Origin of the sequence: Pseudomonas sp. GM41(2012), from assembly GCF_000282315.2 — a bacterium.
GTDB lineage: Bacteria > Pseudomonadota > Gammaproteobacteria > Pseudomonadales > Pseudomonadaceae > Aquipseudomonas.
Genome location: NZ_AKJN02000003.1, coordinates 21,890 through 36,629 on the forward strand (window position 1 = coordinate 21,890; position 14,740 = coordinate 36,629).

Below are 14,740 nucleotides of genomic sequence, written 5' to 3' on the forward strand. Positions count from 1 at the left end.
GTTTCAGCTCGGTTTGTTGCTCGGGTTCTGCAACCGGAATTTCTCTTTGCGCTCGATCTGGACCACCTGGGCGTTGTGCACGGTGATTTCCACTGCGCCAAAACGCAGATCGCGCAAGGCGCTCTGGATCTCACGCAAAATGGTTGCTTCGTCCTGGCCGTCAACGCTACGTAGGGATGCGCTCATGGTGCTGCTCCTTCAACTAGAGGTTGCCTGGCAGTGGCGAGACTGCTTGCGGCGTGAGACCAATAGTAGATAAGCGCGGATATTCTTAAAAAGACTATTTAAGAATTTTAATATAACCAAAAGACTGATCAAGGACTGATCAGTGCTGGAGAATCTGTGGAATCCGCTCCCAATCCAGCTGCCCGGCCGGCACCGGCCGCCCAAACCAGTACCCCTGCCCCAGATCGCAGCCGTGTTCGAGCAGGAAACCCGCCTGCTCGACCTGCTCGATCCCCTCGGCATGAACCTGCATCCCCATGCTCTGGGCCAGCGCAACGATCACCCGCACAATCGCCGCGTCATCCTCATCCCACGGCAACCCCGCAACGAAGCCCTGATCGATCTTGAGTTTCTGTACCGGCATTCGCTTGAGGCGCAGCAACGACGAATAGCCTGTACCGAAGTCATCGATGGCCAACCGAACGCCTAATTCACGCAACCTGTGCATCTGCTCCAGCGCGACTTCCGGGTCATCCATCACAGCGCTCTCAGTGACTTCCAGCTCCAGACAGGCAGGGTCCAGCCCGGTTTCGTGCAGCACCTTCGCCACCTGCCCAAACAGCTCACGGCGGGCGAACAGCCGAGAAGAAACATTCACCGCGACAAACGACAACAGCACCCCGGCCTGCTGCCACCGGCACATCTGCTCACACGCCTGACGCATCACCCAGGCATCAATTTCGGCGATCAGACCGGTGCGCTCGGCAATGGGAATGAATTCTGCCGGCGACACCAACCCTCGCTGCGGATGCTCCCAGCGCACCAATGCCTCGACGCCGATCAGGCGGCTGGTCTTGAGGTCGTGAACCGGCTGGTAATAAACCCGCAACTCCTGCTGCTCCAGCGCACGGCGCAATTCGAATGCCGTCTCGACCCGTTGCTGGGCATGGGCGGTCAATTCTTCGGTATAGAGGGCGTAGCCGTTGCGGCCGGCACTCTTGGCCTTGAACAGCGCCGAGTCGGAGTTGCGCAACAGCTGCTCGGCGCTCAAGGCGTCGCCGGGGAACAGGCTGATGCCGACGCTGATATTGACGAATAACTGATGCCCGTCGATCTGGAACGGCTCCTTGAGGCCATCGATGATCCGCTGAGCCAGCGCCGCCGCGTGCACCATTTGCGGACAGCTTTCAGCCAGTACGGCGAACTCGTCACCGCCAAGGCGCGCCAGGGTGATTCCCGGCCCGACCATCGCGCTCAAACGCTCGGCCACGCCCTTGAGCAGCTGGTCCCCAATGCTATGCCCGAGGCTGTCGTTGATCATCTTGAAGTGATCAAGATCGATCATCAGTAACGCGCAGCCGCGCTTGTGGGTCTGCGCCGATGCCAGGGCCTGCTCGGTGCGGTCGGTGAACAGCAAGCGGTTGGGGAGGTCGGTCAGCGGATCGTAGTGAGCCAGGTGCGTCAGCTCATGTTCGGAGTTCTTGATTGCGCTTATGTCGGAAAACACTGCCACGTAATGGCTGCGCCGCCCCTCCTCGTCGTCAATGATGCGGATGGTCTGCCATTGCGGATAGATCTCGCCGCTTTTGCGGCGATTCCAGATTTCCCCGCTCCACTCGCCGGTGCTGTTGAGTGTCGCGAACATCGCCTGGTAGAAAGCCGGCGGGTGATGACCGGACTTGAACAGACTGGGGCGCTGGCCGAGCACTTCCTCGCTCTGATAGCCGGTGATTTGCATGAAGGCCCGGTTCACATGAACGATCAGGCCCTGGTTATCAGTGACCAGCACCCCTTCACGGGTGCAATCGAATACCGCCGCCGCCTGACGCAAGCGCTCACGGTCTTCAGTGCGCTCACGCAACTTGGCGCCGATCCCCAGGCAACGGAACAATCGCGCCCGGGCGAAAAAAATCAAACCGGCGCTGAACACCACCCAGGCATAACCGTTGATCAGTTGCCATCGCATTAGCTCGGCAGAGCTATCGAAGAAACTGTTCAATAAATGGCCACTGAACTGCAGCCAACCAACGGAAACCAGAAGATAAAGCAGTGCTGCACGCAGAGCATCGCGATAGGTAGCAGCCATTCGGTCGTCCATGTCCCTTCAAAGTGGATGGAATTATAGTTTAAAGAAACATCCAGCCACTCTTATCTGAAAGGGCGACTGGTTTTATCTGTGGGCTCAGTGATAATGCAACGGCTGTTTTTTTCTTTATCGAGGGCCCAATAGCCTATGTGGTACGAAGGTTTTCTCGGCTTGTCGCCCTGGTCACTGGTGGCAGTCACCCTGCTGATGACCCACGTGACGATCATCGGCGTCACGGTCTATCTGCATCGTTATTCAGCCCATCGCTCGCTTGAGCTCAATGCTGGCCTGAAACATTTCTTCCGCTTCTGGCTGTGGCTGACCACGGCACAGAACACCCGCGAGTGGACCGCTATCCACCGCAAGCACCACGCCAAATGCGAAACCGTCGATGACCCGCACAGCCCGGTCATTAAGGGCCTGTCCACCGTTCTGCGCAAAGGCGCCGAGCTGTACCGTGCCGAGGCGGAAAACCCCGAGACCCTGCGCATCTACGGCAAGAACTGCCCCGAAGACTGGATCGAACGCAACCTGTACAGCCGTTTTCCGCTGCTGGGCGTGGCGATCATGGGCGTCATCGACCTGCTGCTGTTCGGTACCATCGGCATCACCATCTGGGCGATCCAGATGATGTGGATCCCGGTCTGGGCCGCCGGCGTGGTCAATGGCCTGGGCCATGCCATCGGCTACCGCAACTTCGAATGCCGCGATGCGGCGACCAATCTGGTGCCGTGGGGCATCCTGATCGGAGGCGAAGAACTGCATAACAACCATCACACCTACCCTAATTCGGCAAAACTGTCGGTGAAGAAGTGGGAATTCGATCTCGGCTGGGCCTGGATCCAGGTCTTCAGCTTCCTGCGTCTGGCCAAGGTTCAGCGGGTCGCGCCCATCGCCCATCGGGTCGAAGGCAAAGGCAACCTGGACATGGACACCGCCATGGCGATCCTCAACAACCGCTTTCAGATCATGGCCCAGTACCGCAAATTGGTGATCGCACCGCTGGTCAAACAAGAGCTGGAAAAGGTCGATCACTCGGTCCGTCACCAGTTCCACCGCGCCAAGCGCCTGCTCTCGCGGGAAACCAGCCTGCTGGATGACAAACACCACATTCGCATCCAGACCATGCTCGAGCACAGTCAGGCGCTGAAGGTAATTTACGAGAAACGCCTGGCCTTGCAGCAGATCTGGGTCAAGACCAGCTCAAATGGTCACGACATGCTGGCCGCCATCAAGGATTGGGTACACGAAGCCGAAGCCAGCGGGATTCAATCCCTGCGCGACTTCGCCGATCAATTGAAAACCTACTCCCTGCGCCCCGCCGCCGCAGTCTGACTGTGGCGAGGGGGCTCGTCGGAACGCCGCATCGCCCCGCTCGGCTGCGCAGCAGTCGCAAAACCTGACGACGCGTTCTTTCATTGAAAAACGCGTCTCCAGTACCGCCCGGCGGGAGCACGCTCCCTCACCACATAAGGCGGGAACTAAGCTCAAAATCCCCTATCTCAAAGACACTTCGCCATCCAGGCGGGCTCTGGTATTGGCCGCTTTCGAACCTCGAGCGGCACACGCCCTTTGAGATTTTGTGTCGATGGTCAGTAAAAACCTACAAGACTCATCCCTCCCGCAGTGGCCCGAAGCCGCGCAAACCCTGCTGGCGCTGATGCATGCACAAGGCGAAGTGGCGCGCCTGAGCGAACGTGAACAACTGTTCAGCACTCTGCTGGTGAGCGTCAACGCGGTGCTTTGGGCCTTCGACTGGGAATCCCGTCGAGTGCTCTATGTCAGCCCTGCGTATGAACGGATTTTCGGCCGCTCCGCAGGCTTGTTGCTGTCCGACTACAACCAATGGCGCGACAGCATTTACCCCGACGATCTGGACTATGCCGAACGCAGCCTGGCCGAAGTACTGGTCAAAGGCGCCGATGAAGACCGTGAATACCGAATCATTGCCGCCGACGGCCAGGTCCGCTGGCTCAGAGACAAGTGCTTCATCAACCGTCAGGCCGAGCCCGGGCAACCGGTGATCATCGTCGGCATTGCCGAAGACATTACTGACAAGAAGCAGATTGAAACCGAGCTGCAACGCCTGGCCACCACCGACGTGCTGACCCAGAGCAGCAACCGCCGACACTTCTTCGAATGCGCCCACCGTGAATTCGAACAGGCACGGCACCAGGGCACGCCGCTAGCATTCCTGCTGCTGGACATCGATGACTTCAAAGTAATCAACGATACCTACGGCCACCAGGAAGGCGACAACGTGCTGCAACGAATCGCCGAGAGCGGACGGGCGACGTTGCGTCGAGGTGATGTGTTCGGGCGAGTTGGCGGTGAGGAATTCGCAGCGGTGTTTCCCGGCTGTGCGCCAGACATGGCCATGCAAGTGGCCGAGCGCCTGCAACGGGAGATTCAGCGATTGAGTTTCAGCCATGGCGACCAGACGTTCGGCATCACCGTCAGCCAGGGCCTCACCAGCCTCACCGCCGAGGACGAAAGCATCGACAGCCTGTTTGCCCGCGCCGATGCAGCGATGTACAAAGCCAAACACCAGGGCAAGAACCGCATCATCTCCGGCTGAGCCCAAACTCAGGCACAACACAAATCCAATGTGGGAGCGGGCTTGCTCGCGAAGGCGGACTAACAGCCAACATTGATGTTGACTGTGCGGGCCTCTTCGCGAGCAAGCCCGCTCCCACATTGAATTGCGGTGATTTTATTTCTTGCGCAAACGGATCAATTCCGGCAATCCGATCTTGAGCAACCGCGCCGTCCGGCTCTTCGCCAGGTCCTCAATGCCCTCATGCTCGGTCAGTCGCGCCAGTTGCGCAGCCATGTTCATCACCAGCGCTTCGCGGGAGTAAACCCCGCCACCGAACTGGTAGACCGCCGCAATCAGCTCTCGCAGCTCCAGCGGCAGGCGCCAGCGAGTGCGAAGCGCCGAACCATAAGCCGCGCCGAACTCGGCCAGCGCCTCGCCAACCTCCTCCCACTCATCCAGCTCGCCCCCGGCCTGCTTCCACTCCTGCAAGCACCGCAACAGCGCAAGGTCGCCGAGGCGATGCAGCATGCCGGCGCAATAACAGCGCTCCTGATCCAGATCCAGCAAACGCGCCAGGGTCCGGCCATACTCGGCGGTGCGCAGCGACAGCTCCCAATAGCGCTCGGCATAGTCGGCCAGAAACGGATCGCTGAGTCGGGCACTGCGCTTGAGGGCCAGCCCCAGAATCAGGTTCATGCTTTGCCCGGTGCCGAGGCGGTGCAGCGCCTGTGACAGGGTTTGTACGGCGGCGCCATGGTGCTGGGCCGCGCTGTTAGCAGCGGCGATCAGCACAGCGGTAACTTGCGGATCGGTACGGATCTCGTCATGCAGCAGTGTCAGGTCGAGGCCATTGGGATTGAGACTGCGCTTGACCGCCAACTGTACGTCCGTCATCAGTGGTGCACCGTCGGTCAGCTCACGTCGACGCTCCAGGTAAACCGCCAACGTCATGCCTGGCGACAATGAAGGCGTTTCGCAAGACACCTCTTCACCGACGTTCAACAGCAAATCCTGCAGGCGCTGGGTCAAGCTTTCCATGTTAAGGGGTTTGGTCAGGTACGCCGCAGGCGCCAGCGGCAGAGCTTCGCGAACGCTGGCGCTGTCGTTACGGCTGCTCATCAGAATGAAGGGCAGCGGCGGGTTGCGTTTGCGCTGACGGACATTGCGCAAGACATTCAAACCATCGACGCCGGGCAGCTCCCAGTCGACGATCACCAGGTCGTAAGGATTTTCCGCCAATAGATGCAACGCTTCCTGACCATCGGCACACAGATCCAGCCGCGCGTCGCAGCGCACATTCAACAAAACCTGCTTGAGCAGGTCGCGGGACCAGGGGTCGGCCTCGGCAATCAGCACACGCGGCGCAGCGGGTAACACCACAGCAGTCATTTACACACTCCAAAGTAGTGCTTGCACCTTAGTCAATGCTGGCCATTCGATACAGCGCATTTGCCATCGACGGGTTCCGAGGACACAAAAAAACCCGCCGAAGCGGGTTTTTTGTCGATCAGTTCACACATTCATCAGAGCTTGGAAATCACAGCTCGGAGAAGCACTCTTCGATGATTGCCAGACCTTTGTCCAGTTGCTCGTCCGGCGAAGTCAGCGGTACCAGGACGCGCAGAACGTTGCCGTAAGTGCCGCAGGACAGCAGGATCAGACCCTTGTCACGAGCCTTGGCCACAACAGCGGCTACCGCTGGAGCGTTCGGCTTGTGGCTGTCGCCATCAACGAACAGCTCGACCGCGATCATCGCGCCCAGGGCACGGACTTCGCCGATCACCGGGTACTTGGCCTGAATGGCTTTCAGGCCAGTGACCAGACGCTCGCCGACAGCTTTGCAGCGGTCCAGCAGGTGCTCTTCTTCGAACACTTCCATCACGGCCAGGGCCGCGGCGCAAGCAATCGGGCTACCGGCGTAAGTGCCGCCCAGGCCGCCTGGAGCAATGGCGTCCATGTATTCAGCCTTGCCGCAAACACCGGCCAACGGGAAGCCGCCAGCGATGGATTTGGCGAAGGTGGTCAGGTCGGCAGCAACGCCCATCTGTTCCATGGCGAAGAAAGTGCCGGTACGACCAGCGCCGGTTTGTACTTCGTCAGCGATCAGCAGGATGCCGTGCTGGTCGCACAGCGCGCGCAGACGCTTCATGAACTCTTTAGGTGCGACGTAGAAACCGCCTTCGCCCTGAACCGGCTCGATGATGATTGCAGCGATGTCACGCGGCTCGGCGTCGTTCTTGAAAATGCGTTCGATGCTGGCGATCGAATCGTCGATGCTCACACCGTGCAGTTCGTTCGGGTACAGCGCGCGGAAGATGCCGCCTGGCATCAGGCCCATGCCGGCCGAGTAAGGCACGACCTTACCGGTCAGGCCCAGGGTCATCATGGTGCGGCCGTGGTAAGCGCCGGTGAACGCGATCACGCCGGCACGGCCAGTGGCGGCACGTGCGATCTTGATGGAGTTTTCCACGGCTTCGGAGCCGGTGGTCACCAGCAGGGTTTTCTTGTCGAAATCACCCGGCACCTTGGCGTTGATTTTTTCGCACACTTCTACGTACGGTTCGTAAGCCAGTACCTGGAAGCACGTGTGGGTCAGCTTGTTCAGCTGTTCGGTCACGGCGGCGATGATTTTCGGGTGCACGTGGCCGGTGTTCAGCACGGCGATACCGCCGGCGAAGTCGATGAACTCGCGACCTTCAACGTCGGTCACGGTGGCGTTCTTCGCGGACTCGGCGAAGATCGGGTGAATCTGGCCAACACCGCGTGGTACAGCGGCTTCGCGGCGTTTCATCAGGGATGCGTTAGTCTTGCTCATAAAGTCCTCATTCACCGCTCATCGGGCGGCGTGGTTCAAGGAAAATGCGGCGGGGAGGCAACTACGGCAGCATGCGATGATCGACTGCCACAGCTTTCCCGACCACAGAGAAAATTCCGTTTGAAGCACGCAAAGGGACAGCGCTCTCGTGCCCTTTGCGTTTGAAGCAATGCCTTGCCGGGTTTATCCCTTCGAGCTTAGATGCCCAGGCAGAGGTATTTGATTTCCAGGTAATCTTCGATGCCGTATTTGGAGCCTTCACGGCCCAGGCCCGACGCCTTGATGCCGCCGAACGGCGCGACTTCGTTGGAGATCAACCCGGTGTTGACGCCGACCATGCCGTATTCCAGGGCTTCAGCCACACGGAACACACGACCCAGGTCGCGAGCATAGAAGTACGAAGCCAGACCGAACTCGGTGTCGTTGGACATCGCGATCACTTCGGCTTCGTCTTTGAAGCGGAACAGTGGAGCCAATGGACCGAAGGTTTCTTCCTTGGCCACGGCAGCGTTTTTCGGCACGTTGGTCAGGATGGTCGGCTCGAAGAAGTTGCCTTCCATGACCTTGCCGCCCGCCAGGACGGTTGCGCCTTTGCTGATCGCGTCAGCAATGTGCTCTTGAACCTTGGCCACAGCTTTTTCGTCGATCAGCGGGCCAGTGGTGGTGCCTTCTTCCAGACCGTTACCGATCTTGAGTTTGGCCACGGCCACTTTCAGCTTCTCGGCGAACGCGTCGTAGACCGAATCCTGAATGTACAGACGGTTGGCGCAGACGCAGGTCTGGCCGTTGTTGCGGTACTTGGAAATGATCGCGCCTTCGACGGCCTTATCCAGGTCCGCGTCGTCGAACACGATGAACGGCGCGTTGCCGCCCAATTCCAGGGACACTTTCTTGATGTCCTTGGCGCATTCAGCCATCAGCTGACGACCGATTTCGGTCGAGCCGGTGAAGGACAGTTTGCGCACGATCGGGTTGCTGGTCAGCTCGCTGCCGATGTCGCCGGCACTGCCGGACACAACGCTGAACACACCGGCAGGAATGCCGGCACGCTGGGCCAGTTCAGCCAGAGCGAATGCGGAAAACGGAGTTTGCGAAGCTGGCTTGAGCACCATGGTGCAACCGGCGGCCAGGGCCGGGCCAGCCTTACGGGTGATCATCGCGGCCGGGAAGTTCCACGGGGTGATTGCAGCGGTCACGCCGATTGGCTGCTTGATCACGATCAGGCGCTTGTCTGGCTGGTGACCCGGAATCACGTCACCGTAGACGCGCTTGGCTTCTTCGGCGAACCACTCGATAAAGGAAGCGGCGTAAACGATCTCGCCCTTGGCTTCGGCCAATGGCTTGCCTTGTTCGAGGGTCATCAGGCGAGCCAGGTCGTCCTGGTTCTCGATGATCAGTTCGAACCAGCGACGCAGCTTGTTCGCACGGTCCTTGGCGGTCAGTGCACGCCAGGCCGGCAGCGCTTTGTCAGCGGCTTCGATTGCACGGCGGGTTTCGGCAGCGCCCATTTTTGGCACGGTGCCCAGAATTTCGCCCGTTGCCGGGTTGTTGACCTTGATCGTCTGACCATTGTCCGCATCAACCCAAGCGCCATCGATGAAGGCTTGCTGGCGGAACAACTGGGTGTCTTTAAGCTGCATGTCGGCTTTCCTTAACAGCACCGCGGCAAGCGCGGAGCGAATTATGATTGTAGAAAGGCGCCTTATAGGCTGCCGTCAGGGAAATCATTCACCGGGCTGAAGCACATAAATAGCGCACTGATTGAAACTCGTGCGGTTCAGCACCCAGACAAGAGCGTTTGAAATCTCAAACGAATCCTAGGATCAAAGGGGGTAAAGGACAATAGCCTGTTCGAAAAAAAGAACGAAAACGCCGCATTTGCCTAATTTTTCTGATCAACGTAGCAACCGCAGGTTACGCTTTGGAAAAACGCAGGCGATTCAGCAGCATGGACGCCCGCAGTGCATATGAGTATCATGGCGCCCGCATTGCACCAGTAGCTCAGCTGGATAGAGTACTGCCCTCCGAAGGCAGTGGTCGTGGGTTCGAATCCCGCCTGGTGCACCATCTTCCTTCCCTTGTATTACAAGGGGATAGCGCTCCTGACAGAAACCTGTCCTAGTCCTGAAAGTCGTTTTTGCCACAAATTTGCCACACTTGAACGTGGCGGGAATGGTCGAAATGGCAACAATCAGGAATCGCGGCGAGTATCAGTGGGAAGCGCAAATCCGCCGCAAGGGCTATCCAGCCCAACGCAAAACCTTCGAAACCAAAGCCGATGCCCAAGCCTGGGCACGCATGATCGAAAGCGAAATCGACCGGGGCATTTTTGTCTCTCGCGTCGAGGCTGAACGCACCGCCTTTCATCAACTCATTGATCGCTACATCTCAGAGATCGCTCCGAAGCACAAAGGCGCGTATTCGGAAATCAAACGTCTGGAAGCGCTCAAGCGTCATCCGCTGGCTACGCGCATCGTTGCCACCCTCACCTCCTCCGACTTTGCCCGCTACCGTGACGAGCGCCTGAAGATCCGCAAGGGCAATACGGTCAAGCGTGAGCTGGCATTGTTTCAATGCGTGATTGAGGTCGCACGCCGCGAATGGGGAATCCATCTTGCCGAGAATCCGGTGCGGATGGTCAGCCGCCCTAGCTATAACGACGAACGCTCGCGACGCCTGGACCCAATTGAAGAACAATACATCCTTAACGCCTTGGAGCTTCGGGAGCGCCGTGCCGATGGAACCTATGCGGACGCCTCGCACAACCCTTGGATACGGTCCATTGTGCAACTGGCAATTGAAACCGCCATGCGCCGTGGCGAGCTATTCGAGTTGCGCTGGAAGCATGTGAATCTGGATCGCAAAACCGCTCATCTTCCAGCGACCAAGAACGGGCTACCAAGAACCGTCCCTCTCTCCCCGCGAGCTATTCAGCTGCTCAAGGACTTGCCACGCTCACTTTGCGGCCGAGTCTTCCCCACCACCGCAGACGCTCTCAAGAAGGCCTTCACACGCGGTTTGGAGCGAGCAAGGACGAAATACTTAGGAGATTGCGAACGCGCTCTGGTAACGCCCCAGGAAGACTTTCTGCTCGATCTGCGCTTCCACGACCTACGCCATGAGGCCACCTGCCGACTGGCCACCAAACTTCCCAATCTGATTGAGCTGGCCAGCGTTACGGGACACCGCGAGGTGAACATGCTGAAGCGTTACTACAACATCACCGCAGAAGAACTCGCGGCGAAGCTAGCTTGATGGTCAGTCGATAATCTCAAGCCCCAGGGAGCGAGCCAGCTCTCTGGTCTCTGAATCCGTTCGCACACGGTTTAGCGCCGTCTCCTCGCGTTCCCGCTGCTTGAGCAGATAAACCTCGTTGAAACACTCGATAACCTGCTCACGGGTTAAGTCCGAGATCGATACCCGGCGCTTGAGGGTGTTCAGAATATTGCGCGCACTGAGCTGAGCCGCCTCCCGCAGATACGTCCTCAACAGCAAGTCGCGAAAAACCCAATCGCTGACCCACGCCTTCGATAAAGCCCAAAACAACAGCCGCTGGTAGGTATCCCAAGCCATGCGCGTTTGGCCACTCAGATACCGCCGCAGAATCCGCCCATCTGCGTCCTTGAAACCGTAAACCCCGAGGTCCGTAAGCAATCGCTCAAGCGCGACCTTCGACATACCAGACTTCTGCAATATCCCGGAGAACAGGTACTCCACCAGATCCACCGGAACACGGACAACAAAGTTTTTCCGACCGGTTTCCTGGTGATTTTCTATCTCACGGAAAACGAGCTGAAAGACTTCTTCGGGATTGATATCGGATTCAAAGGATGATGGCTGCATGTACCCATTCTTTGGCTAACAGCCGCATCTGTCAAAAAGGTGTCCTAGTTGATCGGTCCTCGATTGGCGAAAGCTGCACGTACTCCATAGCAACCGAGCGACATTAGCGATGAGCGTCGATTACGAAACCATTCAAAAAATCCAGAAGCTTTCAGATGACGTGCTGATAGGCGTAGCCGAGGTCGCGGCGCTAACAGGATTCAGCGTGTTAACCGTGCGTCAGCGCAAACTGCCGGGGCTTGATCCCCTTCCAGGACTATCGCGGCTACGCTGGCGTCTCGGCGATCTTCGCCAGTGGATGCGCCATGGTCCCGAATGCACTTCGGCTTCGCCAGTCAAGCCAGTGTTAAAAACCACGCTAGAAAATCGAGTTGGCCGCCCCACAAAAAAAGAGCAAGTAGAGGCTAGAAAATGAGCACTCGCACACCTGCCTCCATTCAAAATTAAGCAGTGGTCACTTCGTTTATAAACGAGCCGCTAATGCCGCCAGAGCTCCATACGAATGACATCACGACTTCAGGGGGCAGGCGTCTTGCACAGCTAGCCAAACTTGAAGCTCGAGCAAGAGCGGCTAACAAGGCGCAGCTCAAGCCAAAGCCTGCGATTACAACCCCAACGCTGAAAACATGGCCGGATGAGGTTCGCGGCGTACCGAATGCGTTCTTGCGGTCGGCGCTTTTCGGAGCAGTAAGGAAGGGCAGTCGGACTGATCAAAAAATGGTGGCGATTAACTCAATCGGGGGCGTGCAAATTTTTTATACAGGAACGCGTCTCGACCAGATCGACCTTTCCGTATGGCTAAGCGTGTTGCACCTCTCTCGACGGCAAATGCTAGGCCACGAGCTCCGCTACAAGGCTTACGGCGTGCTTAAACTCATGAAAAAGACCGACACGGGTAAGAATAGGAAGCTGCTGCACGATCGCTTGCTGCGATTGGCAGCGTGCACCGTTGAGGTAGTGCTGGGTGATACTTCCTACACCGGTAGCCTGATCAAAGACTTCTATAAGGACGAGAATAGCTTGGAATACGTCGTAATCCTTGACGCCAGACTAAACGCACTGTTCTCCAAATCTGGCTTCAGTTACATCGACTGGAGTATTCGGTCTGCATTGGATGGCCAGCCACTTGCCCAATGGCTTCATGGATTTTATTCGAGCCATGCAAAAGCTTACGGACTCAAAGTAAGCACACTGCACCAGCTCTGTGGAAGCGAAGCCCGCGAAATCTGGAAATTTACCCAAACGTTATGTCGCGCGTTTGACGCTTTGAGCGCTGCCTACAATAAACACGGCAAATCATTCGAGTACGACATTCGAGGCGATTTGGTACACGTCCAAAGACAGGAAAGCCAGACACAGTGCCGACATCTCTTGAGGGTGGAAAAAACAAAAATGATGCGTGCCGTTCTAGCGGGTAGAGAATACCGTTCTAGCAGGTAACGCTTGCCGTTGCTGCGGGTAGCGTAGCCCGTTCCAAAAGGTAGGCTATCCACAGTCAATAGTGCCTGTCAGCCTGATTGCACAAAGGCCGCAGCATGTGCCCCTCTAAAAACTAATCTGAACCTAATCAGTACTAATCGGATCTCGGACGGAAGTTCAGCCCCTAACGAGCAGTCGAGGGAATGTCCGCAGCCGGCTCAAACGCGGAAGATGAATGCTATGGCTAACCGGAGTCGTACCACCGTTGAGCGAATAATTCTCCAAGCCCGGATATGGGGGTGGGATATGTCCTGGTCGTTCAGCATGGCCACACCGACCGATACCAGGCAAATCGGTCACCATTATTCAGAGCATACTGCGATCAAGCTTTACGGCTCCATCCGATACCCTGAAGCATTCAAATACCCTGCCCTAGAATGCTACCTATACGTTGACCCATTACTCCTAAGCGACAAGTCGGTTCCTCGCTGCATCGGTTCCATGCAGGCGACTGGCAAAAAACTCATCGTATATGTCGCCGTTCACAATGACCGCTTCAACAGCTTAGTCATCGCTGCAAGTCGACTTGTTGCCCTGGAGATCAATGCGGAGCCGCTGAGATATCGCAAGGCAAAGGTGATGGGTATCCATCTAAGCACCGAGCTGGAGTCTGATTGGTAATGGTTTTTTGATCATCGGAGCGCTAGTTTCCAGTGCTCGTTTACTAGCCCTGTCCCCGGTACCGAGAAACGTATGACGAGGTCCAAAATCCTCATTCCTCGTCAAAGTAATCGCTATCCAGTTTCGGCAGTTTGAGAAGCCGGGACGTTACCCCAACCTCGTAGTCCATCATCAGGTTGACCAGGCGGATGCCATCCACCAGCACCATGCCTTCCACTGAACGGGCAAAGTCGATTCCTTGAGCAGTGAAACCTGACGTAGTAATAAATACCCCTCGCTTGGCCTTTTGCCCGGCAAGTGCTCCATAGAAAGCTTGCAGCTCAGGACGACCTACAGTGCCTTGCCAGCGTTTTGCTTGGACATACACTTTTTCCAGCCCGAGCTTATCAAGCGAGATTACGCCGTCAATTCCGCCATCTCCGCTACCACCAACACGCTGCAAATCGTTTCGGCTAGCCCCGTAGCCAAGGCTATGCAACACGTCGAGCACTATAACTTCGAAGCGGTTGGGGCTGACTTGTAGCAGGTTATCCAGGAGATTTGCTGCTGTTGCATCACGTAGCTCACGCAGAGCCTGTTCCAACCGATCGTCTGGGCTCACAGTTGCGGATATCGGTGTATGTGCACCCTGCTCTAGCCCATCTAGCGGGACGGCATCTGTGGGGCTCCTAAGCTTCACGTCCATGAAGCCGATGGCGAGTTGTTCAACCTGATCCGCCGTGAGCGGTGACGGGTGCTGTGTGGAATAAGAAGTGCCAGCTTCGGTGAGCCTCCAATAGCCTCGTTTGGCGCTGGAGGATAACCCTGCGCGCTTGAGACGGTCGTGAGCCCATCCAGCGCGGTTCTTATAGGTCGCTTGCCCACTCGCAATCAGCTCTTGAAGCTGTGGTTCAGATAAATTCAAAGCCTGGGCCGCAGCTTCATGCGCGTCGCGTGCTGTCGCGCCTTCCGGATTCGCCGCCAGGTAGCGCAAGATCGGCTCAATGAATTTGTCGTATGTAGGAACGGACATCAGGATTCCCTTCGCAAGGTTGCCAGCGTGGGCAAATGTAGTAAGCCGCATGTTATCCGGAGTTTGGAAAATTATATTTTAGGTCTGTGCCTGATAATCATGGAGTGAATCCAAAAGACAGCTGCTGCCTACGACCGCCCATGCAGAGCCTTGGCAGTAGCAGCCAGCCTGATCACTAAT

The 14,740-nt window shown here is 57.3% G+C and carries 13 protein-coding genes and 1 tRNA gene; 7 read left to right on the forward strand and 7 right to left on the reverse strand.

What is annotated here, in order from left to right:
- Nucleotides 1–3 precede the first annotated feature (3 nt).
- Both oscA and dibA read right to left on the reverse strand, forming a co-directional pair.
- Entirely contained in the window at nucleotides 4–186 is a 183-nt protein-coding gene (oscA, locus tag PMI27_RS27125; protein WP_007945260.1) for a sulfur starvation response protein OscA, read from the reverse strand.
- A gap of 139 nt (nucleotides 187–325) precedes the next feature.
- Nucleotides 326–2,251 carry a phosphodiesterase DibA gene (gene dibA / locus PMI27_RS27120; protein ID WP_008148212.1) on the reverse strand — a complete coding sequence of 642 codons (1,926 nt, stop codon included), beginning with the start codon at nucleotides 2,249–2,251 and terminating at the stop codon, nucleotides 326–328.
- Nucleotides 2,252–2,398: 147 nt separating this feature from the next.
- Between dibA and desA the strand changes: the two genes are divergently transcribed.
- Nucleotides 2,399–3,586 carry a delta-9 fatty acid desaturase DesA gene (desA, locus tag PMI27_RS27115; protein ID WP_008148210.1) on the forward strand — a complete coding sequence of 396 codons (1,188 nt, stop codon included), beginning with the start codon at nucleotides 2,399–2,401 and terminating at the stop codon, nucleotides 3,584–3,586.
- A gap of 253 nt (nucleotides 3,587–3,839) precedes the next feature.
- Nucleotides 3,840–4,829: a GGDEF domain-containing protein gene (locus PMI27_RS27110; RefSeq protein WP_008148208.1), complete on the forward strand. Its 990-nt coding sequence runs from the start codon at nucleotides 3,840–3,842 to the stop codon at nucleotides 4,827–4,829.
- A 135-nt stretch (nucleotides 4,830–4,964) separates the two neighbouring features.
- Here the strand turns inward: PMI27_RS27110 and PMI27_RS27105 are convergent, their stop codons facing one another.
- From PMI27_RS27105 to gabD, 3 genes are all read right to left on the reverse strand, one after another.
- A complete protein-coding gene (locus PMI27_RS27105) occupies nucleotides 4,965–6,179 on the reverse strand; it encodes a response regulator (RefSeq protein ID WP_008148207.1) in 1,215 nt (404 codons plus the stop codon).
- 148 nt (nucleotides 6,180–6,327) lie between these two features.
- Nucleotides 6,328–7,605: a 4-aminobutyrate--2-oxoglutarate transaminase gene (gene gabT / locus PMI27_RS27100; RefSeq protein ID WP_008148205.1), complete on the reverse strand. Its 1,278-nt coding sequence runs from the start codon at nucleotides 7,603–7,605 to the stop codon at nucleotides 6,328–6,330.
- Between the two features lie 197 nt (nucleotides 7,606–7,802).
- Nucleotides 7,803–9,245: an NADP-dependent succinate-semialdehyde dehydrogenase gene (gene gabD, locus PMI27_RS27095; protein WP_008148203.1), complete on the reverse strand. Its 1,443-nt coding sequence runs from the start codon at nucleotides 9,243–9,245 to the stop codon at nucleotides 7,803–7,805.
- A gap of 350 nt (nucleotides 9,246–9,595) precedes the next feature.
- On the opposite strand from gabD, the gene PMI27_RS0229015 reads away from it, so the two are divergent.
- Both PMI27_RS0229015 and PMI27_RS27090 read left to right on the forward strand, forming a co-directional pair.
- Nucleotides 9,596–9,672: transfer RNA gene (locus PMI27_RS0229015), tRNA-Arg, on the forward strand.
- A 105-nt stretch (nucleotides 9,673–9,777) separates the two neighbouring features.
- Nucleotides 9,778–10,860 carry a site-specific integrase gene (locus tag PMI27_RS27090; protein WP_238545878.1) on the forward strand — a complete coding sequence of 361 codons (1,083 nt, stop codon included), beginning with the start codon at nucleotides 9,778–9,780 and terminating at the stop codon, nucleotides 10,858–10,860.
- A gap of 3 nt (nucleotides 10,861–10,863) precedes the next feature.
- On the opposite strand, the gene PMI27_RS27085 is transcribed toward PMI27_RS27090, so the two are convergent.
- Entirely contained in the window at nucleotides 10,864–11,448 is a 585-nt protein-coding gene (locus PMI27_RS27085) for a hypothetical protein (RefSeq protein ID WP_008148200.1), read from the reverse strand.
- A 109-nt stretch (nucleotides 11,449–11,557) separates the two neighbouring features.
- Between PMI27_RS27085 and PMI27_RS30105 the strand changes: the two genes are divergently transcribed.
- The 3 genes from PMI27_RS30105 to PMI27_RS27080 all read left to right on the forward strand — a co-directional run bounded on the left by PMI27_RS30105 (nucleotide 11,558) and on the right by PMI27_RS27080 (nucleotide 13,548).
- Nucleotides 11,558–11,863 (forward strand): helix-turn-helix transcriptional regulator, encoded by a 306-nt coding sequence (locus PMI27_RS30105; RefSeq protein WP_081757378.1) that lies wholly within the window; start codon nucleotides 11,558–11,560, stop codon nucleotides 11,861–11,863.
- A 65-nt stretch (nucleotides 11,864–11,928) separates the two neighbouring features.
- Entirely contained in the window at nucleotides 11,929–12,888 is a 960-nt protein-coding gene (gene trfA, locus PMI27_RS0229020) for a plasmid replication initiator TrfA (protein WP_008148198.1), read from the forward strand.
- Nucleotides 12,889–13,173: 285 nt separating this feature from the next.
- Entirely contained in the window at nucleotides 13,174–13,548 is a 375-nt protein-coding gene (locus PMI27_RS27080; RefSeq protein WP_238545879.1) for a hypothetical protein, read from the forward strand.
- Between the two features lie 91 nt (nucleotides 13,549–13,639).
- On the opposite strand, the gene PMI27_RS27075 is transcribed toward PMI27_RS27080, so the two are convergent.
- Nucleotides 13,640–14,560, reverse strand: a complete 921-nt coding sequence (locus tag PMI27_RS27075; RefSeq protein WP_008148195.1) for a restriction endonuclease — start codon at nucleotides 14,558–14,560, stop codon at nucleotides 13,640–13,642.
- Nucleotides 14,561–14,740: the final 180 nt, after the last annotated feature.

Coding starts and splice junctions, on each gene's coding strand:
- oscA (WP_007945260.1), bottom strand. CDS start 186: ATGAGCGCATCCCTACGTAGCGTTGACGGCCAGGACGAAGCAACCATT.
- dibA (WP_008148212.1), bottom strand. CDS start 2,251: ATGGCTGCTACCTATCGCGATGCTCTGCGTGCAGCACTGCTTTATCTT.
- desA (WP_008148210.1), top strand. CDS start 2,399: ATGTGGTACGAAGGTTTTCTCGGCTTGTCGCCCTGGTCACTGGTGGCA.
- PMI27_RS27110 (WP_008148208.1), top strand. CDS start 3,840: ATGGTCAGTAAAAACCTACAAGACTCATCCCTCCCGCAGTGGCCCGAA.
- PMI27_RS27105 (WP_008148207.1), bottom strand. CDS start 6,179: ATGACTGCTGTGGTGTTACCCGCTGCGCCGCGTGTGCTGATTGCCGAG.
- gabT (WP_008148205.1), bottom strand. CDS start 7,605: ATGAGCAAGACTAACGCATCCCTGATGAAACGCCGCGAAGCCGCTGTA.
- gabD (WP_008148203.1), bottom strand. CDS start 9,245: ATGCAGCTTAAAGACACCCAGTTGTTCCGCCAGCAAGCCTTCATCGAT.
- PMI27_RS27090 (WP_238545878.1), top strand. CDS start 9,778: ATGGTCGAAATGGCAACAATCAGGAATCGCGGCGAGTATCAGTGGGAA.
- PMI27_RS27085 (WP_008148200.1), bottom strand. CDS start 11,448: ATGCAGCCATCATCCTTTGAATCCGATATCAATCCCGAAGAAGTCTTT.
- PMI27_RS30105 (WP_081757378.1), top strand. CDS start 11,558: ATGAGCGTCGATTACGAAACCATTCAAAAAATCCAGAAGCTTTCAGAT.
- trfA (WP_008148198.1), top strand. CDS start 11,929: ATGCCGCCAGAGCTCCATACGAATGACATCACGACTTCAGGGGGCAGG.
- PMI27_RS27080 (WP_238545879.1), top strand. CDS start 13,174: ATGTCCTGGTCGTTCAGCATGGCCACACCGACCGATACCAGGCAAATC.
- PMI27_RS27075 (WP_008148195.1), bottom strand. CDS start 14,560: ATGTCCGTTCCTACATACGACAAATTCATTGAGCCGATCTTGCGCTAC.